Here is a 26,323-nt window from a genome sequence, read left to right as displayed (position 1 = left end):
CATACCAAAATTAATGAATAACGTTATGGCAAATATTAATTTTTATTTATCTACAGATTCTTTGGAAATGCAAAAAATATCTAAGTTTATTGAATTATTTAACGACAGCATATCTTTGTTAAAGCGTTTGTGATTTTGCTCAAAAAATCAACTTTTTTATGTTGAAAAAACTGCATTTTTACTGAAAAACACTCTCGTTTGGTTTCAAGATAGTATAGGAAATATAACAAAAATTCAAACTGGAAAAATTGATGTTAATAACGCAGTTGAATATGGAAAATATAATTTTTATACTTCGGGTGTCAATATTTATAAAATAAATTTTTATGATTTTATTGGTCCCGCTCTAACAATTGCAGGAAACGGAGCAAATATGGGGTATGTTCATTTTGTGCAAGGATTGTTCAATGCATATCAAAGAACCTATGTTTTAGACCATTTTTCTAAAAATATATATTTTGTTTACTTTTACTTATTTCATTTTTTCTATTCAGATATGCAAATGAGAATTCAAAAAAATGCTATACCTTTTATAGTATTGAAAGATATTAAAAATTACCCTATTTATTTATCAAACGACAATGAAATAAGCAAAATAGCTTCTTTATTTATAAAAATTGATACAAGCATATCTTTGTTAAAACGTAAGTAAAATAATAAAAAAATACACATTTTAGCACATTTTTCAGTACTTTTTTGTATATTTTTCGGTATTTTTTTATTAATTTACTGAACAAACATTTTATTTAATAGTGTTTGCTTTATGTTTTCCATTTTTTCTATCTTACGCTTTAACAAAGATAAATTTGCATCTAAATTTTTAAATAATTTAGAAATTTTAATTTGTTCTTCAATATCTGTTTGATATATTTTTACTGATTTAAAATTTTCATAATATAAATGTTTAATAGTTGTTCCGACAATATATTTATTAAAATCGATATTATTCAATATGTAGTATAAAAAATAGATTGCATTAATATTTTTAGGAATAAACGCATTATTTGTTGAAATAAATCAAGAATTTTTTGGAATTATCTTCATTGTCCCTACACTTCCATCAACTGACATTATAATGAAGTTGCTATCTATATACTTTTGATTTGTGTATCCAAAAAAACCTGTTGAACTATATACTGGAAAATTTCCAAATTTTATTGTTTCAGAAATTAATAAAGAACTTTTTATTCTTTGTAATATTAAATTTTCCACTTTGTCTTGAAACCAATCGTTAGTGAATTCTTTAAATCTTATGTCCGGTTTCAAGTTTTTTTCATTTGCAAACATCTTGTTCAAAAGTGTATTTTTTATGTTTTCTAATTTTTCTAACTTACGCTTTAACAAAGATATGCTTACATCTAAATAATTGAAAACATTACTTATTTTGTTTTGTTCTTGAGTACAAGGAACATAAATAATTTCTTTTAAAATATCATTTCTTAAAATGTTTGGTATAGCACCCACCAACGGTAATTTACTAATAGAAGTTTTAAAATTTCTAACAAAGCTATAAAAAGTAAACATTGTATTTATGTTCGTAATTAGTGCGAAAGTTCTTTGATTTAAATTAAATTTTCCCTTGTAATAATGAACAACACCTATACTTGCTCCGCTTCCTGGTATTATTACTGCTTCATCATCTATTAATCAACTATCTATTTTGTAAACATTTAATCCCGAAGTATAAAAGTTATATTTTCCGTAGTTTAAGGCTTGGTGAGTATCTAGTTTTCCAGTATGCAATTTACCTATATTTTCCACCGTGTGTTGAAACCAATCGTTAGTGAATTCTTTAAATCTTATTGCTGGAACTAATTTTTTTGACATTATTTTTCCTTATTATTTTGTTATTTTTGTAATGTAATTTTCAAGTGCATTTAGCTCTGTAGGAGTAATTTTTGCATAAAGAAGTGCAATTGCGCCATTACCGGCATGAACACTTATAGTTGGTGGCATATTTGAAATATATAATTCATTTATCTCTAAATTATTAATAATATCATGTGCGATTTTATCTATATTTTGATTATTTGCATTTATCAAAATAAGAGTTTTAGAAGAATCACTTGAATGAATTTCTTTTGCTAATTTTACAATTGTTTTATCAAAAACTCTTCCTTTACCATACTTGATTAATTCACCATTTTTAAATTCAATAATAGGCACTATTTTTAATAATTTAGCAACACTTGCAGCTGCAGGTGTTAGTCTTCCACCCCTTACTAAAGCTTCTCCATTTTCAGGAATTAAATGAATTGTATTATCTGAATGACCAAAAACTTTTAAAGCTTCTTCATATTTTTGATTTGCTTTTAATTTAGCCTCAAATAAACTAAGTTCCATTATTATTGGCAATGAAATTTTTTGTGAAGGTATTACATAAACTTTTTCATCGCCCATAAAAGCCATTTTTAAAGTTTGATATTGACTAGAAAGTTCCTTAGAAATTGGATAAATAATTATTTTTTCATACTCTTTTTTTAGTTCATCAATTAAATTAATAGTTCCACCTAAAAAAGTTGAACTAGTTAAAACGCGAGAATTTTTTTCTATATGATCAAAAATACTTTCTGAAGTAACATCAACTCCATCTTTAAAAATTTTATTATCAATATCTATTTGAATAGGTAAAAAATATCAACCTTTTTCTTCTGCTTGTTGTTTTGTTAATCCACAACTTGAATCAACAACTATTGCTATTTTCATATTTCTCCTTTGTAAACTAATTAATTTTCATCTGAAAATACTTTATTAAAAGTTGATGGGTATAAATAATTTAATTTATTTGAAATTGCATAAAATGTGCCTTGATTGTATTTTGTGTCATCATTTCCAAAATAAGAATATTTTTGAGTATCAACAAAGATAAAATTATTTATTCTTGATGCAGTACCTTGTTTTACTAATCCTAAAAATTTACCTTCATGGTCATATACAGCTGAACCTGATGAACCTGAAAATAAATCAAAGTTTTCAACTTCTGTATAAACAGCTCCATTATATGAATGAGAAATATCAGAATCAGAATTAAGGTGAAGCGCAATTGAATTTGCACCATATAGATATTCTCTATATCTTGCAGCTTCTACTTGTCCATCTTTATTTACTGTTGGAACTTTTGGAATAGAACCTATGTATGAATTTAAGTTATTATATGAAGTCATATATCTAGAAAGTTTAGATATTTTCATTGGTTTTAGTGTTTTAAAACTTAAAACATGTTTAATGGCATTTTTTTCTTGTTCTGTTAATGTTTTTCCATCAATTTCCTGGTTTAAATTTTTATTTTCAAATTTTTTAAAAATTGATTTAAAATCAACAATAGCAACTAATAAATCAGCTTTATTTGTATCTTTTTCATCGTTATTATCTTTTTCAGTCTGACCTAAATTATCTTTAAGTGCATCAAAATTATTTTTAAAATTACCTGTATAATCTGCTATCACTTCATAAGTTATTTTATCTTCTGAGTTTTCAAAATTAAATTCATATAAATTACCTTTTACTTCCATATCATCTCTATTTCCAGGTTTGTAAAAAACTGGTTCTGATTTATTAGAATAATCTTCAGAAATTAATGTTGGTGCTAATATTTGCCCTTTTTTAATGGTTAGAACTTCATTACCTGATTCGGATTTAGATATGGTTGCAAATTTAGCAGCAGCGGATTTATTTATGGCTCAAACATGGTAATTTGAAAATGTTCAAAAACGATAGTCATTTGGATCATCATTTACTTTTGCAAAAATATTTCAAGTACCATCTGATTTTGAAGAAAGTGAATACGCTCTTTTTCTTGCTTCATCTATACCAACTGAAGAATCTTCTGAAAATAATCTTTTATTTTTTTCTTCAGGTTTAACTTCATCTTCTAGGTAGTTATCAATATCTCTATTTGAAACAGTGCCATTTGAGTTTTTAACTTCAGTTTCTTTTGTTTTTTGTTTTAATTCATAAGTATTGCTATAAGCAACCGATGTTGTTTTGATTGATAAATTATCTAATGTTTCATATTCTTTAAATGAAAGAATTTTAGAATCATTATTTGGTTGAATTCAATTTACAAATAAATCAGCTGTATTTATAAAAAATGATCTTTCTGAACTTGAATTATGTAATCAATTTGTATTATTTAAAACTACTTTATTATCTTTTGTAGATATTTTTAAAGTTAAAATTTTATTTTGATCTAATTCAATACTAAATCTTAAAAGTGACTTAATTTTTGCAGCAATATCAGCTTGAAATTCACTATTTTCAGAATTCATACTATATACAAATTCAACATTTTCTAATTTATTGTATTTTAAAAGATTTTTATAAGAAATTGGAATTGTAACTCTTGAAAATACATCATTAAATTCAGTTCATTTTAAAGGTCTTTGTGGATTTGGATTTAGTTCAAAAGTAATTCAAAAAATCACATCTTCTGAAGGTATAGAATCTAAATTAACAATAGAATTTAGATTTTTTGAAATACTTGCTTCTGTTTTTTGATTATTTAAAACAAAGGGTTGTTTTGCTAAATAATCTCTTGTTTTAAATCAATATAAGTTGTATAAATTGTTATTTTTTAAAATTTTATAATCAACAAATTCTATGTTATTTGTATTTGGATTATTATATGGTTTTCTATTTTTGTATAAAGTTTTTACTTTGTGAACTTCATAATTGTAGTTAATTAATTGAGATAAATTACTAATTGAAAATGGAATATTATTTTTTGATAAATCATGGTTTGCAAACAATTGAGATTTAGATAAATTTAAACTATTCGCAACTAAATTACTGTTATTTTCAGTAAATTGATCTGTTTCATTTATAAGTTGATTTATTAATTTATCATTATTTTTTCAGTTGAAATTGAAATTAAAGTATGAAGAATTTCTATAAGTAATTGGGCTTACAATATCAAAATATTCATTTTTATTTTGAATATTTATTTTGCTTAATTTATATTCAATTTTTTCTTGTAAACCATTTAATTTAAATTTTCACAAATCTTCAAAATTTACATAAATTGTTTTAAATTTATAAACTTTATTTATATCATCAAATTGTTCATGTTTATTGTCTACAACTTCTGTTGGAGAAGTAAATAAACCACCTGGTTCTGTATGTGATTTCTTAACATAAACTTTTTGTTTAGCTTCAAAAGTTAAAGCAAAAACTTTATTTCTTAATAAATTAGCTTGTTCATTTGTTCAATTCAACATTAAAGACCCAAAAATATCTTTGTTAGTTTCATCTTTATAAACACTAAAGTGTGAAACTTCTAAATTATGAAGATTTGTATTATTTAGAAAAATATTATTTTCATTTAAAACTACTTTATATTGATTTTGTGAATCTTTTATAGCTGTTATAACATACTTAGTTAAGTATTTATTTAATTGATTTTTTTGTAGTGTAATTTCATTTGAATTTTTTTGGACTTGTAATCATTTAGTTCAAACATCTTTTCCATCTCATCCTTTAACTAATACTTGTACATTATTAGGAGTTAAATTATTTAGGTTTTTTAAAGTAAATTTAACAGAATCATTATTATCTATTTTATTATTAAAAACAACTTCTGATAAGTTACGTTCTACGCGGATATTTGAAGTGATTTCATATTTAAATGTTTTATCTAACTCACTAAAATATATTGAATATAGTGAATTATTTTTTAAATTTTCTTTTGCTAAATCACTTATATTAGTATTGATATTTTGATCGTTATTTGAGTATGAATTTGCTTGTTGTAATGAATTTATTAATACTCTATCGCTATCTAATAAATTAGATTCTAAATTAATGTGTTCAACATTTTCTTTATTTTGCTTTAAAGTTACAAAACTAAAGTCTTTGTCAACAAGGACAACAGAAGTTTGTTTATTAGCACTAGAAATTTCTAGTTTTTCCAATTTATAGCTTGTATTTTCATTCAAATCATAAAAATTAATTTTTAGCAATAATTTATCTTCTAATTTAGAAATTTCTGCATTGTATAAGCTAGTCTTAGAAATAAGTTTTACTTGAATATTTAAATTTTGAGAATAAATTTCTTCAAAATTTTTTATTTCTAAATAATAAGTAGCTGAATTAAATGTAATTTCAGGATTAAAATTTGTAGATTTTGTAATTTGTAATTCTTTTTTATTATTAGTTTCTTCTTCATTTGGCATTGGTTCATTTGATGGTTGATTATTATTTGATGAATTAGAATTATCATCAGAAGAACCTGCATGATTATTATCAGCATCATTTGGTTTTTTTTCAGAATTTTGATTTTTTTCTACGTCATTATTAACATCATTAGATTCTGGATTAGATTCTTTATGATTATCATTGTTAGCATCATTTGACTCTTTTTCAGAATTTTTATTTTTTTCTACACTGTCATTGCTATTATCTTTTTTTGAATTTGAAGAATCATTTTTTTGGTTATTTGAATTGGAATTATTGCTTGATGAATTTGTATTGTGTGTATTTGAATTATTGTCATCTGTTTTATTAGTTGGAATATTAGGGTTATTTTGATTATTTACAGTACATGCAACTAAAGTAAATGGAGCAACAGCAGCTAGAGGAATTAATGCTAAAAATTTTGCTTTTTTCATATTACCCTTTCAATTTATAAAGCAAAAATGCCTTTTACATTTTTGCTTCCTTAATATTTAATTTTCTTTAGATTCTTCATGTGATGTTTCTTCATCAACAAAACTTATTTTTGTAACTGCAACTATTTCATCTTTTTTGTTTTTCAGATTAATTAATTTAACACCTTTAGTATTTCTTGATGTAACAGATACTAATTTTAAATTAAATCTAATAACCATATTTTGTTTAGTGATAATCATTAAATCTTCAGTGCCTTGACAAGCAGCTGCATAAATTAAATTACCAGCTTTTTGACCATTTAATGCTAAAACTCCTTTTGCATTTCTTGAAGTTTTTCTAAATTCTTCTGCTAATGTTAATTTTCCAAAACCTTCTGATCCTAAACTAAAGATATATTTTCCCTCATTTGAACTAGAACAGTTAATTACATGTTGATCTTTTGCAAGTTTGATTCCCATTACACCACGAGATGCTCTTGATGTATCACGAATTTCACTTACATCATATCTTGCTAAATGATTATCAGAACTTCCTATGTAAATTTCTTCATTTTCTAATGCTATTTTTGCATCAATTAGTTCATCATCTTCATCTAAAATTAATGCTTTTTTACCTGAAATGTTAATTCTTTCATATTGATCTAATGATGTTCTTTTTACAATACCTTTTTTGGTTATTGTTAATAAATATTTATTGTTATCATAATCATCAGTTGTTAATATTGTTGAAATATTTTCATCTTTTTCAATATTTGGAATTAAGTTAACAATAGGTGTTCCTTTGGCTGATTTAGAAACACTAGGAATTTCATGTCCTCTAATTCTAAATATTTTTGCTTTTGAAGTAAGTATTAAAATATCAGTATGAGTATTTGCATGAATTATGTTTTTAACATTATCATCTGAATAAGTTTTTGCACCAATAGAACCTGTTCCACCACGTTTTTGTTCACGATATTCTTCAAGTAAAGTTGATTTTACGTAATTATTTGTAGTGTAAGTAACTATTATTTCACTTTGTGGTATTAAGTCTTCTTCTTCAATTGAATAATTTAAATCTCAACGAATTTCTGAACGACGTTTATCACCAAATTGTGCTTTTATTTCTGATAATTCATCAATAATTAATTGTGTTAATTTATCAGGGTTAGATAAAATATCTTTAAATTCATTGATTCTTGCAATTAATGTTTGAAGTTCCTCTTCCATTTTTTCAATTGCTAAACCTGTTAAACGACCCAAACGCATATCAACGATTGCTTTGGTTTGTATTTCAGTTAAATTAAAAGTATTTGAAAGTGTTTCTTGTGCTTGAGCATCTGTTGAAGATTTTTTAATAATTTCAATAACTTTATCAATATTTTCAACTGCAATTTTTAGACCTTCTAAAATGTGTGCTCTTTGTTCATCTTTTTCTAAATCAAAATTTAATCTTCTTGTAACTACATCTCTTTGATGTTCAATATAAACTTCTAAACTTTGTTTTAAATTCAATAATTTAGGTTCGTTATTAACAAGTGCAATTGTATTAATTGAGAAACGAGTTTGTAGTTGAGTCAATTTATATAATTTATTTAAAATAATTTCTGGGATTACATTTTTCTTAATATCGATTACAATTCTAATTCCTTCACGGTTAGATTCATCTCTAAAATCTTGAATTCCTTCAATTCTTTTTTCCTTAATTAAAACTGAAATTTTTTCAATAATATCTGTTTTTCTAATTGCATAAGGAATTTCAGTCACAATAATTTTGCTTTTTCCATTTGCATATTTTTCGATGTGTGCTTTTGAACGAATTGTTACACTACCTCTACCGGTTTTATAAGCCTGAATTACTGATTTTTTGTCAAATAATATTCCACCAGTTGGAAAATCTGGAGCTTGTACTATTTCAATTAATTTATCAATACTTATTTCTGGATTTGCAGCTAAAGCAATAGAAGCATTAATTACATCATTTAAATTGTGAGGTGGTATACTTGTTGCCATCCCTACTGCAATACCACTTGTACCTGAAACAAGTAAATTAGGAAATCTAGCAGGCAATACAACAGGTTCTTTTTCACTTGCGTCATAGTTATCAATAAAATCAACTGTGTTTTTCTTAATACTATCAACCATTAATGAAGCAATTTTACTCATTCTAGCTTCAGTATAACGCATAGCAGCTGCTTCATCGCCATCAATTGAACCAAAGTTACCGTGGCCATCGATTAATGGATATCTTAAACTAAAATCTTGAGCCATTCTTACCATAGCTTCATAAACAGAGCTGTCACCATGTGGATGGTATTTTCCTAAAACATCCCCAACAATACGAGCTGATTTTTTGTGAGGTTGATTATAAAACATACCAAGTTCACTCATTCCGTATAAAATACGTCTATGAACTGGTTTTAATCCATCTTTTGCATCTGGTAAAGCACGTGAAACGATAACACTCATTGCATATTCAATAAAAGCGCTTTTCATTTCTTTTACCAAACTTACAGGAGTTAATCCATTTTTTTCTTCATTTAAAATATTAGATTTAACTACATATCCTTCTTTTTCTTGTGGTGGTAATTCTTCTTCATCTTCTTCAATTACTTCTTCTTCAAAAACTTTTTTAATTTCTTCTTCTTCTACAAAATAAGTTTCATCTAAATCTTTTTCTTCTATATTATCATTATTAGACATAAATACTCCCATATTTTTAAAATATTATTATATATAATATAATAATTATACACTAAATTGCAATAAAGCAAAGTAATAGATTAATTGCAAACAAAAAGTCTGAATTTAATCAGACTTATTTTAAAAAGTTAAACTCAACATAATTTATATTTTTACCTTTTTCAGATCATTTAATTTCATATTCTGTTGGAATATTTATTTCATTTTTTTCACTATTATGAAGATCAGTAGTTTGAAAAATAATATTTGCTTTTAAAAATTCTAATTCCTCAAGTGCAAAATTGTATAAAAGATCATTATCTGTTTTAAAAATAATTTTGCCTTCTGGTTTTAAAATATGCGAAAATTTAACTAAAAAATTTCTATGTACTAATCTTCTTTTTGCATGACGTTTTTTTGGCCAAGGATCAGAAAAAGTTAAATAAATTCGGTCGACTTTATCTGCTAAAATTTCTTCAATATTTACAGCATCATCAACTATCAATTTTAAATTGGAAATGTTATTTTTTTCAATCTTTTTCAGTGCATACAGTGCAATTGTTGAGTATTTTTCTCAACCAATAAAATTAATTTCAGGATTCTCTAATGCCATTTGTGTGATCATTTGACCTTTACCCATACCGATTTCTAAATATGTCTTTTTATTTAAAGTTATTGGTCTTTGTTTTAATAATTTATCTGAAGAATTTAAAATACCTTCAGCATCTTTGTTAAATTTTAATCTCATATTTTAAATTGTAAAATATTAATAGTTTTTTTTAATAATTTATATAAAATAATAATTATGAAATTTAAATTTAAAAAATCATCAAATGAATCCTCATTATTAAAATGAATAGTTTTAGGAACATCTATTTCACTTGCTTCAATTGCAATAGGATTAGGTCTTGTTTTTACATTTACAACGACTGATAAATATAATAACTTTGTAGCATCAGATAATGAGTTTATTGAATTTAATGCAAAAACAAACAAAGACGGAACAAAAAATCCCAATTATGACCCAACTTTAATAAACATTAGACAATGAGCATATGCAAAAGATAAAAATAATGACTACAAATATTTTTTAGATGAAGAAGGAATGAAAAAATTAGCTATTTCCTTTCAAAAAAAAGGTGGATATGGACCTGAAATTAGTGAATTAGTTCGCGTTAATTTAAATAAACCAAATATAAGAAATTACCACAAAAAAAGTGCCGCTGGTTTATTTATAGGTAGTTACGAACAAATTTATCTTTCAACAAATAATTTAATATATAAGGAAAATCAAAAATTAAGAAATTTAAAAAGGCCTTGAGAACAAGTAGAAAATGATATTAAAATTGAATTAATTTTACCCACTTTAATTCATGAGTATATGCATCACATAGCAGCAATTTATGCACAATCTATGATTATTAACAATCAATTTCAGGATGAATTCGCAACCGATGAAATTGTTGATAATTTAAGAATTGATTCATCTTTAAATATAGATAAAAATAAACTAAAAGAATATGGAAAAACGATTTACAACAAAAAGTTTTTAGATGATTTTAAAGAGGCATTATTATTTAGTGATAAATATAAACAATACAAACTTCTGGAAAGTGCTTTTCGCGATAATAGGTATACTTCTCTTTACAAAGAATATTCAGCAAGTGAATTATTTAAAATAGCAAATTATTTACAGACAAAAGATAATAAATGATTAAATGAAGATTTTACGTTTAATCATGATATTGCTGAGTGAATCCAGTACCTAAACCCATTAAAAAGTGATGATTTAAATTATTATTATAGTTTTGAAGAATTGATACCTAGAGAATTTCTAAAACTAAGTTATGTTCCTAAAAAACCATATAGTCAACCATTTTCAACACAAGGCGGATATTTTGGTTTTGATAATGATCCTAACACACCTTTTATAAGTTCATATGCAGAAGATATTAGTCGTGTTATGGGACTGTTTCCACGAAGATATTCTAATAATATGTCAGTTTATCGTGAAAAATTATATGGAAGTAACTGAGTATTTGATGACCCATTTACACCGACTGAAAATGATAAAATCACCAAAGAAAAATTAGACGAACTTTTAAATTCTGAAGATCTACTTAAAAAAGTTTTTCAATTTTTTCAAACTAAAACTTTACCAAATCCTAAAAAAAGACAAAAATTACTTTACAAAGCATATTTAGATTTAATGGGTTATGGTCTTCCAATTTCTCAAATTTCTTCTGATAATACATTTTTAGAGCTAATTAGCGAAAAAGGTTTTTGACCAAATAGTTTGGCAGTAGAACAAGCAGCAAAAAATACATATAGTAAGTTAAATTTTGAAGGATATATTAACACAAAAAACGCAGCAAATAACGGTATAATAAGAAAAACTTTTTTAGAAAACAATCATTTAATAGTTAATGACGGTACAAATCAGCATATCATTGATATTGTAATAAATAAAGGTAATCTAAAAACAAAAAGTGACTGAAAAAACTCAGAGCAGCAAGGCGGGCAAGATTTAGGACCTGAATTTGTTGGTTTAGATAATAATTACTTTAGCTATTTTACAAAAAAAGCAATTAATGTCAAAAACATAAATTTAAATAAAAACCTAGAAATTTCCTTTTGAGAAGACAAAAATCAAGACAATATTATTCAAAATAATGAAATTATGCAAATTAATAAACAACTTGCATACAACAGATATAAAAGTATCAAAAGAAGAATTTCTAATTACAGAAGATTAATACACACCATCATTCCTGATATTCAAACATATTATTTAGACTATGAAATGCAGCAAGAATTAAACAAAGAAACAGAATTTAATATAAAATTAAAATATTATGGAAAGAATTAAAAACAAACTAGATGACCTAATTAAAAATGCTGAATTTTTAAATATTCAATCATTTAAATACGATGGTACATTATATAGACAATATAATGGTGTTAAATTGATTGACAATTGAAAAGACTATGCGGTGTTTTTAATGGTTAAAACTAAAGTCGCTGAAGAATCAATTAACTGAGTAGTTAATGAACCGACATTGTTTTTATTTTCTAAAACGCATTTTTTTAATGCAACTATATTAGTTAGAAATGATCAAAAATTTGTTTATGTAAATCTAGCAAGTCCTTTTTATATAGAAGATAACACAGTAAAATATATTGATTTTGATCTTGATGTAAAAACAAATTTACGCAATGATTTTAATGTAATTGATTGAAATGATTTTAAAACAAACATTATTAAATATAAATACCCAAAAGAATTAATTTACAAAATTTATGATGAAATAGATTACTTGTATTTACTTTTTAATTCAAAAGAAGATTTTTTTAATGAGAGAAATATCAATCAATATGTTGAAAAATTAAAAAAGTTGAAAGAAATATAATAAAAAGCACCTTTAAAGTGCTTTTTATATTAACCAATAATTTCTAAATCTTTATATTCAAATTGGGTTGGGGTTTTTCTTCCAAAGGTTTCAATTTCAACAAAAGCTCTTTCTTCTTTGTCATCATTTTGAATAATTGCACCTTCTTGTCCAAAGTAAGGACTATCTTTTCTAATTACTCTAACAATTGTTTGTTCTTTGAAAGCGGTTTCAATATTTCCAGTTTCGAATTCTTCACGCAATAATCTTTCTTTGTTTTCCATCTCTTCGATTTTTCTTTTTGAAATAGGGGTAGGTTTTGCTCCTTTTCCACTAGAACCAATCAATCCGGTTACATATTGTGTATTACGTACTAAATATCAAGAATCATCACTCATGCACATTTTAATAAAAATATAACCTTTATACATATTAATAAATTTAGGTTCATATTGTTCACCACGTGTTTTTTTCTCAAGTTCTTTACTTGTTAAATGTGGCATTTGAAAAATTCTAATTTGTTCAAAAAATTCTTGCATTCCTGTTGTTTGAATTTTATTTTCAAGTGTTTCTTTTACTTTTTCTTCTTTACCTGAAACAGTTGAAATCATATATCATTTATATATTAATTTTTCACCATTTGTATCTGTCATATTTACCCCTTTATAATTTAATTCCTAATGAATTTCAAATATTTGTAAAAAATACCGTTACCACAAAAAAGAACACAGCAAAAACTACTAAAAATATTAATGTTAGAGCGTATCATTTTCATGCTTTTTTTGCTTTTGGTCAAATAATTCTTTTTATATCTTTTCTAAATGCACGAAATGGTCTTTCTTTTGTGACTGGAGGTATCTGTTCTTTTAAAGCTTGCGATTCTTTAAAAGAAAGATTTTGAAATGGTTCGATTTTTTCATCATTTCTTTGACTCATTATTTTTCCTCCTTATGTAAGGTTTTAGCATTGCAAAAACGACAAAATTTATTTATTTCTAGCCGTTTTTCAATTGATTTATTTGTTGAATAGTTTTTGTGCTTGCATATTGTACATGCTAATGAAACTTTTTTGCTTTGTTTTTTCATAATTTTTAAATTATATAATAAATTATATTATATTGGTGATTTTTGTTGTTAGTTGACGCGAAATTGAATTTTGATAATAGGGAGAAATGTGATATTTTTTAAAAATTTCAGTTTTTGTTTGACCCTCTAAAAAATAATTATCTAAAATAATTTCTTCAGTTTTTGTTAATTTTAACTTGCTTTTTAAATGAGATAAAAATAAATTATCTAAATATTTGTCTTCATATGCAATGTCAAATAATTCATCCTTTTCATAATAATAAGCATTATTTAAAACATTGTGTTTTTTGGAAGTATATTTTTTTATAATATTTCTAAATCTATATTCACATGCTTTTAAAATATATGATATATTTACTTCTTTTTGAGAATCTAATTGTTGTTTGATTTCATCCATTGCTTCTGGAATAAAATCGTCAACTGTTAAAGGAATATTTTTATCTTTTATTAATTCTCTTGCTAAAAATTCTAATTGTTTTTTATGAATATAAAAAAAGGAAATTCAGTTATTTTTGTATTTATTCATAACTTAATTTTTTCATTTAAGTTAAAAAAATCATGCAAAAAATTCCTAAAATTTTCCTTATTTATTTTTTAGACAATAAAAACATATACCAGCAGCAACAGAAGCATTTAAAGATTGCACTGTTCCTGCTTGAGGGATGTAAATATTTTGATCACTTAATTTAAGAAGTGTGTTAGACACACCTTTTTGTTCATTACCTATTATTAAAACTGTTGGAGTATTAAATTTTACATCATTAATATTAATTGATTTATTATCTAATGAAGTTGCATAGACTCAATAACCTATTTCTTTTAATTTGTTAATTGTTGTATTTAATGAAGAATTTTTAACTATTTTTAATCCATTAAATCCACCACTTGAAATTTTTAAAGCCGTTGCATTTACACTAGCTGCTCTGTCTTTAGGAATAATTATTCATTTTAATCCAAAAGCATTTGCAGAACGCATAATAGCCCCTAAATTGTGAGGATCTTGAATATGATCTAAAATAATTACTTGTTCAGGTTTTTTTAAAATTAACTCATTAAAATCTGCATAATTAAAAGGTTTTATAATAGCAATTATCCCTTGATGATTTTGATCTGTTAAACTATTTAATTTTTCTTTTGAAACGTATTCTATATTTTTGAAGTTCAGTTTAATATTTATATTGTTTTGAATATAAATTTTTTCAATATCATATCCATTTGCAAGGGCATCAATTACGGAATTTCTTCCAACAATAATATTTGTTAAATAAGATTTCATGTTTTTAAAATTTCCCTTATTTTATCAGCTTCTTCAAATTTTTTCTCAGCTAATAATTTTTGTCATTCTGAGTATAATTTTGTTTGTTCTTCAGTAATTTTTGTGTTTGCAATGTTAAAACCCAGCATTTTAATAGCTTCTAAAAATGTTGCTGATTTATTTTTATTTTTTGATAATTCATATAAATATTTCATAACATTAGAAGTATTTAAATTTGAAGCCTCTTTTGCTATTTCTTTAACTAATTGAAAATCTATTTCTTCATCTTTATTTGTAATTAAATATTTTTTGATTATATTTTCAAATTTAGCAATCATTTTCTTTGAAGTTTCTATAAATTCTGTTGTTAAATTAAAAGGTTTTGAATAAGAAGTTTGTAAATAAATCAATCTTAAAGTATCAGCACCATGTAAATCAATAAATTCCCGCGCTGTAATTATATTTCCTAATGATTTAGACATTTTTTCGTCATTTAAATTTAAAGTTCCAAAGTGTAATCATGTTTTTGCTAATGGTTTATTTGTTAATGCTCTAAATTGAATATTTTCATTTTCGTTATGAGGGAAGGTTAAATCACTTCCTCCACCATGAATATCAATTGTATCATCTCCTAAATAATGACTAATTAAAGCAGCGCATTCTGTGTGTCATCCTGGTCTACCACTACCAAATGGTGCGTCATATTTTATTCCCACTTTTGTGTCTTTTCATAGTGCGAAATCAGCGGGATGATTTTTTTCATAATCGCTTTGTTCATATTCCATGTTTTCAATTTTTTGATTACTTATTTCACCATAAAATTCTTTGTTTTTTTCAATATCAAAAAAGACATTTACCCCTTTTTGATATGCAGATTTTTTTTCAATTAATTTGTTTACAAAGTCATAAATAATATCTAATGAATCAGTAACTCTAGCTATTTTAGTAGGTTTTAAAATATTAAAATCCTCTAAAAGTTTTAAGTATAACTCAGTATTTTCATTTGCTAATTGTGTTTCTGAAATATTTAATTCAATTGCCCTGTTAATTATTTTGTCATCAATATCTGTTATATTGTGTAAAAAGAATATCTCTTCACCTAAATATTTTTGACCTCTTACTAAAATATCAAATGTTAAAATAGGTCGCATATTTCCAATATGAACTAAATTATAAACAGTTGGGCCACATACGTAATATTTTTTCATATCTATTATTATAGTTATATAACATAAAAAAGATCATAAAAAAGTATTATAATATAAACATTATGAGTGCTAAAGAAAAAATTATCGCTTCAATTGATGAAGCTCTAAAAAAATTAAATATAGAAAAAAAAGTTGTATTAACAGAGGCAAAAGATCATGGAGATTTTGCTTCAAATATAGCTTTAACATTACAAAAAGAATTACAAAAAAGTGCAATGGAGGTTGCACAGGAAATTAAAGACAATATCGACATGACTAAATATTCAATAAAAGAAATTGAAATTGCCGTGCCCGGATTTATGAATTTTTATGTTGAAAATGAAGTTTTTTCAGAAACGATTGACAATATAAATAAATTGGGTCAAAATTATGGAAAAGGAACTAAAAAACTTTACCCAATAAATCTTGAGTATGTTAGTGCTAACCCAACAGGATTTTTACATATTGGACATGCACGTAACGCCGCTATTGCCGCAACTCTTGCAAATGTATTAGAATTTGCTGGACACCCAGTTGTAAGAGAATATTATGTAAATGATGCAGGAAATCAAATGAACAACTTAGCTGCATCACTATTTGCACGTTATCAACAAATTTTTGATAAATCTTATCCTATGCCTGAAGATGCATATAATGGGGGAGATATTATTTATTTTGCCGAAGAATTTTACAAGGAATTCGGTGATAAATACAAAGGTGCTGAATACGAACCAAATAGAGAATTTTTTAGAGAATTCGGAAGAAATATAGCACTACGCGAAATCAAAAAAGACATGAAAAGATTCGGAACATGATTCGATCTTTATTCAAGTGAAACTGATTTATATACAAACAACATTGTTTTTAATGCTATTAACCGTTTAAAAAATGTTTATGATAAAGACGGAGCAAAATGACTAGCAACAACAAGGGGAGGATACGACGACAAAGATAGAGTTATTGTAAAAAGTGACGGATCTTATACATATATGTGTGCAGATATTGCTTACCATGAAGATAAATTATTGCGTCTAAACCACCCAGATGGTGTTATTATCGATGTTTGAGGAGCTGACCACTCAGGTTATGTAGAAAGAATTAAATATGCTTTAACAGATTTAGGATACAAACGTAACCAATGTGAAATGGTTTTATTCCAATTATTAAGAGTTGTTAAAGATGGAAAAGAAGTTAAAATGTCTAAACGTCTTGGAACCTCTTTAACTTTAAGAGAATTAATGGATTTAGTAGGAAAAGATGCAATTAGATTTTTCTTAATAAACCGTTCATACAATTCAAAAATTGACTTTGATATTAGTAAAGTGAATGAAGAATCTGAATCAAATGCAATGTTTAATATTAAATATGCTTATGCAAGAGCAAATCAGCTTTTAAGTAAATCAAATTACAAGGATAATCCAAAAGCTGGAGAATACACAAGTGAATTTGAAATTAAACTAGTAAATGAATTAAAAAAATATGCTGATTTAATTCAAACAATGGCAAAAACATATAAAGTAAACTTATTACCACCATATTTATTAGATTTATCTGGAGCATTCAACAGTTTTTACTCTAATTCTAAAATTTTAGGTTCTGAAGATGAAGAATCACAAATTGCTTTAGTAAAAGCAACAAAAGAAGTTCTTGAAAGCGGACTAAAATTAATGGATTTAGATATAGTTGAAAAAATGTAGAATAGAATAAATATGAAATTAAGAAAAAAATGAATATTGCCAATTGTTTTTGCAGCAACGATTACACTAGTAACAACTCCTTTAATTGCTGCTTCTTGTGGTTTTAATTTAAAACAAACAGATCATTCAAAAGATAATATCAAAACATCTAAAGCAGAATTTATAAGATTATTTGCAGATAATCAAAATAATTTTTACGTAAAATACACAGGTTCAAAATTTGAAGAAGATGCTAAAAAAAATAATTTAATCGATGTTACTCAATTTTATGATAATTTATTAAAAAAATATGTAACTATTGATAACATTGAAAATTACGCAAGAAACTATGCATGAAAATGATATTTCAAGGATTTAGGGGCAAAAAAAGTAGAATTTTACCTTTATAGCGTACCTGTTGAAGCTCTTGCAAAAAAAGATCCAACTTTTATAGAAGCTGAACAAAGTGTTTATGGGGATTGAACTAAAATTGTTGACAAAAACAGTAATCGTCCTTTAAAAAAATTTACACTAACTTTAACTTTTGATGAAATTTAATATGAATTAAAGGGATTAAAAATGAAAAAAATAAGAACACGTTATGCACCAAGTCCAACAGGATATTTACACATCGGAGGTGCAAGAACAGCATTATTCAACTATTTATTTGCGAAACATTTTGGTGGTGATTTTGTATTGAGAATTGAAGATACAGACGTTGCTAGAAATGTTGTAGGTGGTGAAGAAAGTCAATTAAACAATCTTGCTTGATTAGGTATAATTCCAGATGAAAGCCCGATAAATCCAAATCCTAAATATGGAAAATATCGTCAATCTGAAAAACTTGAAATTTATAAAGAAATAGTTAATGAATTAATAAATCAAGGTTTAGCTTACAAGGCATATGACAGTTCAGAAGAATTGGCTAAACAGCATGAAGAAAGCGAACAAAAAGGGATTCCATCATTTAGATATGATAGAAATTGATTAAAAATTTCTGAAGAAGAAAAAAATAAAAGAGATCAAAATGGTGAATTTTCAGTAAGATTAGCTCTACCTAAAAATCATATTTACAGTTGAAATGATTTAGTTAGAGGAAATATTAGTGTAAATAGTGATGATATAGGTGATTTTGTTATTTTAAAAAGTGATGGATACCCAACATATAATTTTGCAGTAGTTATTGATGATAATCAAATGGAAATTTCACATGTTTTAAGAGGTGAAGAACACATAACAAACACCCCTAAACAATTAGCAATTTATGAAGCATTAAATTATGAACCACCTAAATTTGGTCATTTAACAATAATTACTAATATGGAAGGAAAAAAACTTTCAAAAAGAGATAATACTTTAAAACAATTTATTGAAGATTATAAAAATGAAGGTTATCATGCTCATAGTATTTTTAACTTCTTATCTTTACTAGGTTGAACTTCAGAAGATGCAAAAGAAATAATGTCACATGATGAATTAATTGAGAAATTTTTATTTGAAAGATTATCAAAAAGTCCTTCAAAATTTGACATTCAAAAAATGGAATGATTCAGTAAACAATACTGAAAAAATACTGAAAATAGTTTTTTTAAAAATTTTTTAAACACTTCAAAAGATGATCAATGATTAGAAATTTTTATTGAAACATATAAACAAAACATAGTAACTTTAAATGACTTAAAAAAGGATTTAGAATTATATGAACAACCAATTCAAAAATTAGAAATTGAATTTGAAGTTAATGATGTTGTTAAATATTTTTATAATTCTTTAAAAGAAAAAGAATTCAGTGTTGAAAATATTCAACTAGCTATAAATGAAACAAAAGATGCCTTAAATGTTAAAGGAAAAAACTTATTTATGCCAATAAGAATTGCAACAACATATGCAGAACACGGACCAGAACTTGCAAAAGCAATATATTTATTTGGTAAGGAATTAGTTTTACAAAGATTAGAAAATGCAATTGGAATTTAAAAGTATTGTAAACTCAAACAATAATGAATTTCTAACACAATATACAACAAATTACATTGAAGAAACAGAAGATGAATTTATTGTTTTAAAGTTTGAAAATGATAAAAACAAACTCCAAACAATAAAAATTTCTAAAGAAGTAGTTTTTATTCAAGATGATTTACAAAATTTTGAATTACAACACAAAAAATATTGTCTAATTCATTATTTGGTGGATGAAAAATATATTGAGTTTTATTCATATCTAAAAGAAGTTTTAATAGATGTAAATGAAATAAAAATTTCATATGATTTAGTAAATAATTTAAGCGAAAAAAATATCTTAGCTTCTGTTGATATTAATATAAAAACTAGTTAACAAAGAAACTTAGAAATTTCTTTGTTTTTTTATATTTAAATAATAAAATTAAAAATATGGAAAAAATAAAAAATAAACAAAACAAAGTAAAATCATGACGTGTTTTTTTGTTCATTTTTATGTGTACTTTTATTGGTTTTGGTGGTGGTAATGCTCTTTTACCTATTGTTTCTAAGTTTGCAGTTACTAAATATAAATGAATTGACAAAAGAGAATTTGAAGATGCTGTTTTAATTTCTAATATGATTCCCGGACCTAGTGTTGTAGAAACTTTAAGTTTTATTGCGATTAAATTACTTGGTTTTTGAAAAGGTTTTATTGTTTCATTACTAGCATTTTTACCACATTTATTATTTAGTCTTATTGTTTTTATATTACTAAATAAATATGCAACTAAATATTTATATATATTAGCAGCTTGCGTTTTACCAGTTATTATTGGTGTATTAATTAATTTTGGTTTTAAATATTTAAAATACAGTTACAAAAACATAAATTCTTTTTTAGTGACTGTATCATTTTTAGCCACTTTATGTTTTTGTTTATTTATTCCAAGTCCTTATAATGTCCCAGCAATACCATTATTAATAGGATTGTTTTTAATATTTTTTATCATAAAAGTTAAGAAACTCAAAAAATATAACACTAAAGGCAAAGAAGGTGAGCAATAATGTTAGTGTTTTTTGTGGGATTAGGATTTGTATTTTTAAGTGCTTTTATAGTTTTTGGTGGTGGACAAGTTTTTTTACCGATTTATAAATGAATATTTGAAATATTAATTAACAACTTCAATTTACACATGCAAATTGACCAAATTGACCAAGTTTTTGCAGTCGCAAATGCAACCCCAGGAATAATTGGTACTAAATTAGCATTTTTTACAGGTTATTTATTAAGTTATGATCAAAGCGGACAAGCACAGTGATGAGGATGACTTGCAATGTTTTTAACTTATTTAGCAATTTGTATTCCAGCAATATTTTTTATGTTTTTTACTATGAAAATATTTACCAAAAATCAAACAAATACATATTTTATTGCTTTTAATAAGTATTTAAAACCTTGTTTAGCTGCTATTATGATTTCGCTTGCGTTGCAATTAATTTTAAGTATGGCAATACCATATTTAACTTTTAATGGTAGTTCACAATATATAAGCACAAATTATGAATCTTTAAAAAGTCAAATATTTTCTGGTTGAAGAAAATATGTTTTATATTTTTGGGTTCCATTTTGTGTTATTTTAACAATTTACTTACAAAAAAAACAAATTCCATTATTATATTTAATATTAGGATCTATTATATTAGGATTCATTATTTTTGAACCATGGTTGTTATAGGAGAAAAAATGTCAAAAGTAATTACATTAGAATTAAATAATTCATTAATATTTTTAACAGATGCTGTTTCAATTGCTAAAGTAGCTTCAAAAAAACAAAATGCGGTTTCGCTTTCAAAACACACTTTAGCAAAATCACTAGCTTTATTTAGTCCTTTAGGACAAATTATTTCAAAAACTGGAGATATTTCTACAATTATAAGATCAAGAGGAAAAATAGAAAATTTAGTAGTTGATGTAAATCACAATGGAGTTGTAAGAAGTTATATATCTGATCCTGGTGTAGTTTGAGACGGAAATATAAATGAGGCGCTTACAATGTTTGCATTTAGTGATGCATATTTAAGAATTAGAATTTTAGATAAAAAATTTGCAAGTTGAGATAGTGAGATAAAAATGAATGAAGTAACATTAGTAGATGACTTAGCACAATTTTTTGCTCAATCACAACAAATAGCAAGTGCAGTTTTTAGTTCTTTAAAATTTGACAAAGACGAAAACATAAAAGAAGCATCAAGTTTAATTTTTACATTATTACCTCAAGCAACAGATGAAAATATTAAATGAATTGAAGATTTTATTAAAAACAATTCATTTATGGAACTAGGGTTTAAAAAAACTTTAAAACTTTTACTTGAGCAAGGTGCTAAAATTCACTCAGAAAAAAAATTACAATGAAAATGTTCTTGTTCAATAACAAAAATGAAAAAAGCATTAAAACTTTTATCAAATGAAGAAATAGAAAAAATTAAACAAGAACAAGGAAAAGTAGAAATAAAATGTAATTTTTGTCATAGAGCATATATATTGTCATAAAATTGTTGTAATTTGCAACATTTTTTATTATTTTAAAAAATTAGCACTATTTTAGTGAGAGTGCTAAAAAATGTGCTAAAATTTAATTATCATTAATAAAAACCAATCTTAACTATATATAAAATAAGGAGTAAAAAATGGCAAAAGAAATTATCTTAGGTATTGACTTAGGTACTACTAACTCAGTTGTTTCAATTATAGATGAAACAAAACAACCTAAAGTTTTAGAAAGCCCTACAGGAAAAAGAACTACACCATCAGTAGTAAGTTTTAAAAATTCAGAAATTATTGTTGGTGAAGTTGCTAAAAGACAATTAGAAACAAACCCAGATGCTATTGCATCAATTAAACGTTTAATGGGTACAAGTCAAACAGTTAAAGCAAATTCAAAAGAATATAAACCTGAAGAAATTAGTGCAATGATTTTATCTTACATGAAAGATTATGCTGAGAAAAAAATTGGTCACGCAGTACAAAAAGCAGTTATAACAGTTCCAGCTTATTTTGATAACGCTCAACGTGAAGCAACTAAAAACGCTGGTAAAATTGCTGGATTAGATGTAGTAAGAATTATAAATGAACCTACAGCAGCTGCTCTTGCATTTGGAATGGATAAAGACAAATCTAAAAACCAAAAATTATTAGTTTTTGACTTAGGAGGAGGAACTTTTGACGTTTCAGTATTAGAAATGGAAGAAGGAACTTTTGACGTATTATCTACATCAGGAGATAACCACTTAGGGGGAGATGATTGAGATAATAAAATAGTTAACTGAATCGTTTCAGAAATCAAAAAAGAGCACAATTATGATCCTACAAATGACAAAATGGCAATGGCAAGATTAAAAGAAGAAGCTGAAAAAGCAAAAATTACTTTATCAGGTTCATCAGTTGCAACAATTTCATTACCTTTCTTAGCAGTTACAGAAACAGGACCTATAAACGTTGAATTATCACTTAAACGTTCAGATTTTGAAAAAATGACTGAAGATTTACTAGAAAGAGTTAAAAAACCTATTTATGATGCTTTAAATGAAGCAAAATTAGAAACTAGTGATTTAGATGAAGTTTTATTAGTTGGTGGTTCAACAAGAATGCCAGCTGTTCAAGAACTAGTTGAAAAAACATTAAACAAAAAAGCTAACCATTCAATAAACCCAGATGAAGTTGTGTCAATTGGAGCTGCAATCCAAGGTGGAATTTTAGCTGGTGATATTAGTGATATTTTACTATTAGATGTTACACCACTAACTTTAGGAATAGAAGTTGAAGGAGGAATTGTAGCACCTTTAATACCAAGAAACTCAACAATTCCTATTACAAAATCACAAGTATTTTCAACAGCAGCAGATAATCAATCAGCAGTAAGTATTGTTATTGTCCAAGGTGAAAGACAAATGGCATATGACAATAAAATCTTAGGACAATTCAATTTAGAAGGTATTGAACCTGCGCCTCGTGGAGTTCCTCAAATTGAAGTAAGTTTCAATATTGACGTTAATGGAATTACAAAAGTTACAGCAAAAGATAAAAAAACAAATAAAGAACATACAATAACCATTGAAAATACATCACAATTAACTGAAGAAGAAATTAATAAAATGGTTAAAGATGCTGAAGATAACCGTGAAGCAGATAAAAAACGTAGAGAAGAAGTTGAAACACAAGTTCGTGCAGAAACTTTCATTAATCAATTAGAAAAACAATACAACGAATCAAAAGATAAATTAAATGAAGATCAAAAAGCAAAAAGTGAAGCAGAATTAAAAGAATTAAAAGATCTATTGGCAGAGAAAAAATTCGAAGAATTAAAACAAAAAATGGATGCATTTGAAGCACAAGCTAAAGCATTCCAAGAACAAATGGCAAAATCAGGAATGAAACCTGAAGATTTAGAAGAAATGTTAAAAAATCAAAACAACAAAACAGAAGAAGACGAAAGTCAAAATTAAAATATATTTTTCCCAATTCACATAATAATTATTAAAGCCTTCGGGCTTTTTTTATTTTAAAGTAAATAAAAAACGTAGAAAAATAGAGTTATGTATGAAAAAAATATTTTTTTATGTATAATATAAATACACTTTAAATGTGGGTTGGTACTCAAGAGGCTGAAGAGGCGGTCCTGCTAAGACTGTAGGGGAAGCAATTCCCGCGGAGGTTCAAATCCTCTCCAATCCGCCATTTTTTTATACTTTTTTTGTATAATTTTTATAATGAAAAAGAATTTAAATAATAAAAAAATTCAAACAGTTATTTACTATATATTGTTAATATTGCTATTTATAAGCATTACTTTTATTTTATATTTTTTTAGTAAATACAACAACAAGGTGCTATTTGCAATTCTTATTGCACTATATTTTCTAAACTTAATTTTTAATTTAATTATTTTTAGTCAAGATAGAAGTTCTGAAAGTAAACAATCTTGACAATTTATTTTTGCAATTTTTCCTTTGATAGGACATGTTTTATACATAATATTTGGACAAAAATATTTAAAATCAATGACTATTTCTGAATATAAAAAAGAAACTTCTGAAATTTTTGTTAATGAACAAAAATATGACTTAACAAAATTTAAAGAAAATGAAAAATTTCGTGAATTTGAAAAAATTTCTAAAATGAGCAATAGATTGCTTTTACCAGCTAATATCATAACCTTTGACAACGGTTTTCATTTTTTTTATGACATATTCAAAGAATTAGAAAAAGCACAAAAATATATCTTTATTGAAACTTACATCATAAAACCCGGAGAAATTTTTGATCAATTAAAAGAAATACTACTAAAAAAAGTTAAACAAGGCGTAGAAATAAAAATTTTAGTAGATGATTTTGGATCATGAGATATGCCAAGCATAGTACTAAAAAATCTTGAAGATAGTGGAATTCAAATAACAAAAGCAGAGAAAATTGCTTTTCCTTTTATAACAAGTGTAGGAACATACCGTTCACACAGAAAATTTATTATTATCGATGGAAATATTACATATACAGGTGGATGCAATATCTCAGATGAATATGCAAATTACTCAAAAAAATATGGTGTTTGAAAAGATTCAAATATAAAACTTATAGGTCCTGCTAACGATTTTTACGTTAAACTTTTTTTATACGATTGACAAAAACAATCATATAAAATTATTGAAAATTCAGAAACTTATTTTTTTAAGCACGAACAAATTGATTACCAAAATTTAATAACAAGTATTGAAGATGGTCCTATCACTGATTACCCTCTTCTTGAAAGTACTTTAATTAAAATATTAATGGAAGCAGAAAATTCTATATCTTTTAGTACTCCATATTTTATTCCTACAAAACGTTTAGAAATGGCTATTATTGGAGTTTTATCTCAAGGTATAAAAGTTACTATTTATATTCCTGGTTTTTCAGATAAAAATTATGTTTACTATGCAACCATTGATAATCTTAAAACTCTTGTAGAATATGGATTAGAAGTTATTATTGTTAAAAACACTTTCTTACATGCTAAAATGGCAGTTATTGATGATAAAATTGCTTATTTAGGAACTATGAATTTAGACTATAGAAGCTTTTATTCACAATTTGAAATTGCTAATTTTTATATTGGAGAAGCAACCGAAGATATAAAACAAATATTTGAACAATATAATAAATTACATGATAAAGAAGCATATGAAAAATTATTCAAAAGAAAACATAGCAGATTTATGTATTTATTAGGTAAATTATTTAAACCTGTTTTATAATTTTGTTTGTTAATATTAAAATATTTAAAAAATAAATTTTTTTTATAAATTTAATTTTTTTTATGTATAATATTAAAGCAACAAACAAAAAGCGAGTGTAGTTTAATGGTAGAACTTCAGCCTTCCAAGCTGACTGTGAGGGTTCGATTCCCTTCGCTTGCACCATATCAGCAATGACCGCCACGAAAGTGGTTTTTTTATTACTTTTTTTATCATTTAATAAATTAGTTCGCTAA

Annotated in this window: 23 protein-coding genes and 2 tRNA genes; 14 read left to right on the top strand and 11 right to left on the bottom strand. The window is 25.3% G+C overall.

The annotated features are described in order from the left end of the window. Nucleotides 1-652 (top strand): restriction endonuclease subunit S (locus KQ877_RS02795; RefSeq protein WP_216535989.1); only part of this gene is annotated, 652 nt, incomplete at its 5' end. A 74-nt stretch (nucleotides 653-726) separates the two neighbouring features. Here the strand turns inward: KQ877_RS02795 and KQ877_RS02790 are convergent. From KQ877_RS02790 to trmB, 5 genes are all read right to left on the bottom strand, one after another. Then, complete coding sequence (locus tag KQ877_RS02790) at nucleotides 727-1,827, bottom strand: restriction endonuclease subunit S (RefSeq protein WP_216535988.1); 1,101 nt, start codon at nucleotides 1,825-1,827, stop codon at nucleotides 727-729. A 12-nt stretch (nucleotides 1,828-1,839) separates the two neighbouring features. Then, nucleotides 1,840-2,706: a DegV family protein gene (locus KQ877_RS02785; protein WP_216535987.1), complete on the bottom strand. Its 867-nt coding sequence runs from the start codon at nucleotides 2,704-2,706 to the stop codon at nucleotides 1,840-1,842. Nucleotides 2,707-2,726: 20 nt separating this feature from the next. Beyond that, nucleotides 2,727-6,605, bottom strand: coding sequence for a hypothetical protein (locus tag KQ877_RS02780; RefSeq protein ID WP_216535986.1), 3,879 nt, complete (start codon nucleotides 6,603-6,605; stop codon nucleotides 2,727-2,729). Between the two features lie 57 nt (nucleotides 6,606-6,662). Continuing rightward, nucleotides 6,663-9,287: a DNA gyrase subunit A gene (gyrA, locus tag KQ877_RS02775; protein ID WP_216535985.1), complete on the bottom strand. Its 2,625-nt coding sequence runs from the start codon at nucleotides 9,285-9,287 to the stop codon at nucleotides 6,663-6,665. Nucleotides 9,288-9,402: 115 nt separating this feature from the next. Then, complete coding sequence (gene trmB / locus KQ877_RS02770; protein ID WP_216535984.1) at nucleotides 9,403-10,014, bottom strand: tRNA (guanosine(46)-N7)-methyltransferase TrmB; 612 nt, start codon at nucleotides 10,012-10,014, stop codon at nucleotides 9,403-9,405. A gap of 57 nt (nucleotides 10,015-10,071) precedes the next feature. On the opposite strand from trmB, the gene KQ877_RS02765 reads away from it, so the two are divergent. Further along, nucleotides 10,072-12,135: an MYPU_1760 family metalloprotease gene (locus tag KQ877_RS02765; RefSeq protein ID WP_216535983.1), complete on the top strand. Its 2,064-nt coding sequence runs from the start codon at nucleotides 10,072-10,074 to the stop codon at nucleotides 12,133-12,135. Next, nucleotides 12,122-12,676, top strand: a complete 555-nt coding sequence (locus tag KQ877_RS04265) for a DUF402 domain-containing protein (protein ID WP_216488197.1) — start codon at nucleotides 12,122-12,124, stop codon at nucleotides 12,674-12,676. Before KQ877_RS02765 ends, KQ877_RS04265 begins: the two co-directional genes overlap by 14 nt. 29 nt (nucleotides 12,677-12,705) lie before the next feature. On the opposite strand, the gene nusG is transcribed toward KQ877_RS04265, so the two are convergent. From nusG to cysS, 6 genes are read right to left on the bottom strand one after another with little or no spacing between them, the layout of a single operon-like run. After that, nucleotides 12,706-13,308 carry a transcription termination/antitermination protein NusG gene (gene nusG / locus KQ877_RS02755; RefSeq protein WP_216488199.1) on the bottom strand — a complete coding sequence of 201 codons (603 nt, stop codon included), beginning with the start codon at nucleotides 13,306-13,308 and terminating at the stop codon, nucleotides 12,706-12,708. 10 nt (nucleotides 13,309-13,318) lie between these two features. Continuing rightward, nucleotides 13,319-13,591: a preprotein translocase subunit SecE gene (gene secE / locus KQ877_RS02750; protein ID WP_216488201.1), complete on the bottom strand. Its 273-nt coding sequence runs from the start codon at nucleotides 13,589-13,591 to the stop codon at nucleotides 13,319-13,321. Beyond that, nucleotides 13,591-13,740 carry a 50S ribosomal protein L33 gene (rpmG, locus tag KQ877_RS02745; RefSeq protein ID WP_216535982.1) on the bottom strand — a complete coding sequence of 50 codons (150 nt, stop codon included), beginning with the start codon at nucleotides 13,738-13,740 and terminating at the stop codon, nucleotides 13,591-13,593. Before rpmG ends, secE begins: the two co-directional genes overlap by 1 nt. 22 nt (nucleotides 13,741-13,762) lie before the next feature. Beyond that, nucleotides 13,763-14,266 carry a hypothetical protein gene (locus KQ877_RS02740; protein WP_216488205.1) on the bottom strand — a complete coding sequence of 168 codons (504 nt, stop codon included), beginning with the start codon at nucleotides 14,264-14,266 and terminating at the stop codon, nucleotides 13,763-13,765. 57 nt (nucleotides 14,267-14,323) lie between these two features. Beyond that, nucleotides 14,324-15,016 carry a 23S rRNA (guanosine(2251)-2'-O)-methyltransferase RlmB gene (rlmB, locus tag KQ877_RS02735; protein ID WP_246529760.1) on the bottom strand — a complete coding sequence of 231 codons (693 nt, stop codon included), beginning with the start codon at nucleotides 15,014-15,016 and terminating at the stop codon, nucleotides 14,324-14,326. Next, nucleotides 15,001-16,203 carry a cysteine--tRNA ligase gene (cysS, locus tag KQ877_RS02730; RefSeq protein ID WP_216488206.1) on the bottom strand — a complete coding sequence of 401 codons (1,203 nt, stop codon included), beginning with the start codon at nucleotides 16,201-16,203 and terminating at the stop codon, nucleotides 15,001-15,003. The genes rlmB and cysS overlap by 16 nt, the downstream gene beginning before the upstream one ends. Before the next feature lie 62 nt (nucleotides 16,204-16,265). On the opposite strand from cysS, the gene argS reads away from it, so the two are divergent. The 11 genes from argS to KQ877_RS02675 all read left to right on the top strand — a co-directional run bounded on the left by argS (nucleotide 16,266) and on the right by KQ877_RS02675 (nucleotide 26,252). Beyond that, nucleotides 16,266-17,879: an arginine--tRNA ligase gene (argS, locus tag KQ877_RS02725; RefSeq protein WP_246529761.1), complete on the top strand. Its 1,614-nt coding sequence runs from the start codon at nucleotides 16,266-16,268 to the stop codon at nucleotides 17,877-17,879. Between the two features lie 12 nt (nucleotides 17,880-17,891). Continuing rightward, nucleotides 17,892-18,416, top strand: coding sequence for a hypothetical protein (locus KQ877_RS02720; RefSeq protein ID WP_216535981.1), 525 nt, complete (start codon nucleotides 17,892-17,894; stop codon nucleotides 18,414-18,416). 21 nt (nucleotides 18,417-18,437) lie between these two features. Then, nucleotides 18,438-19,835, top strand: coding sequence for a glutamate--tRNA ligase (gene gltX / locus KQ877_RS02715; RefSeq protein WP_216535980.1), 1,398 nt, complete (start codon nucleotides 18,438-18,440; stop codon nucleotides 19,833-19,835). Beyond that, the gene (locus KQ877_RS02710) at nucleotides 19,819-20,193 is read left to right on the top strand and encodes a hypothetical protein (protein WP_216488209.1); all 375 of its coding nucleotides are present in this window, start codon (nucleotides 19,819-19,821) and stop codon (nucleotides 20,191-20,193) included. Before gltX ends, KQ877_RS02710 begins: the two co-directional genes overlap by 17 nt. 56 nt (nucleotides 20,194-20,249) lie before the next feature. Next, nucleotides 20,250-20,864 carry a chromate transporter gene (locus KQ877_RS02705; protein WP_216488210.1) on the top strand — a complete coding sequence of 205 codons (615 nt, stop codon included), beginning with the start codon at nucleotides 20,250-20,252 and terminating at the stop codon, nucleotides 20,862-20,864. After that, the gene (locus tag KQ877_RS02700; protein WP_216488211.1) at nucleotides 20,864-21,535 is read left to right on the top strand and encodes a chromate transporter; all 672 of its coding nucleotides are present in this window, start codon (nucleotides 20,864-20,866) and stop codon (nucleotides 21,533-21,535) included. Before KQ877_RS02705 ends, KQ877_RS02700 begins: the two co-directional genes overlap by 1 nt. Before the next feature lie 8 nt (nucleotides 21,536-21,543). Then, on the top strand, nucleotides 21,544-22,350 hold the full coding sequence (locus KQ877_RS02695; protein ID WP_216488213.1) for an Hsp33 family molecular chaperone HslO: 807 nt from the start codon (nucleotides 21,544-21,546) through the stop codon (nucleotides 22,348-22,350). A gap of 137 nt (nucleotides 22,351-22,487) precedes the next feature. Then, nucleotides 22,488-24,302 (top strand): molecular chaperone DnaK, encoded by a 1,815-nt coding sequence (dnaK, locus tag KQ877_RS02690; RefSeq protein WP_216535979.1) that lies wholly within the window; start codon nucleotides 22,488-22,490, stop codon nucleotides 24,300-24,302. A gap of 141 nt (nucleotides 24,303-24,443) precedes the next feature. Then, nucleotides 24,444-24,534, top strand: a tRNA-Ser gene (locus KQ877_RS02685). Between the two features lie 32 nt (nucleotides 24,535-24,566). Then, a complete protein-coding gene (gene cls / locus KQ877_RS04260) occupies nucleotides 24,567-26,087 on the top strand; it encodes a cardiolipin synthase (protein ID WP_216488217.1) in 1,521 nt (506 codons plus the stop codon). 91 nt (nucleotides 26,088-26,178) lie between these two features. Continuing rightward, nucleotides 26,179-26,252, top strand: a tRNA-Gly gene (locus tag KQ877_RS02675). Nucleotides 26,253-26,323: the final 71 nt, after the last annotated feature.

The sequence above is a fragment of the Mycoplasma zalophi genome, from assembly GCF_018914005.1.
In the GTDB taxonomy this organism is placed as follows: domain Bacteria; phylum Bacillota_I; class Bacilli_A; order Mycoplasmatales; family Metamycoplasmataceae; genus Metamycoplasma; species Metamycoplasma zalophi_A.
The sequence above is the reverse complement of the archived record's forward strand: the minus strand, read 5'-3'. Positions and strand labels throughout refer to the sequence as shown.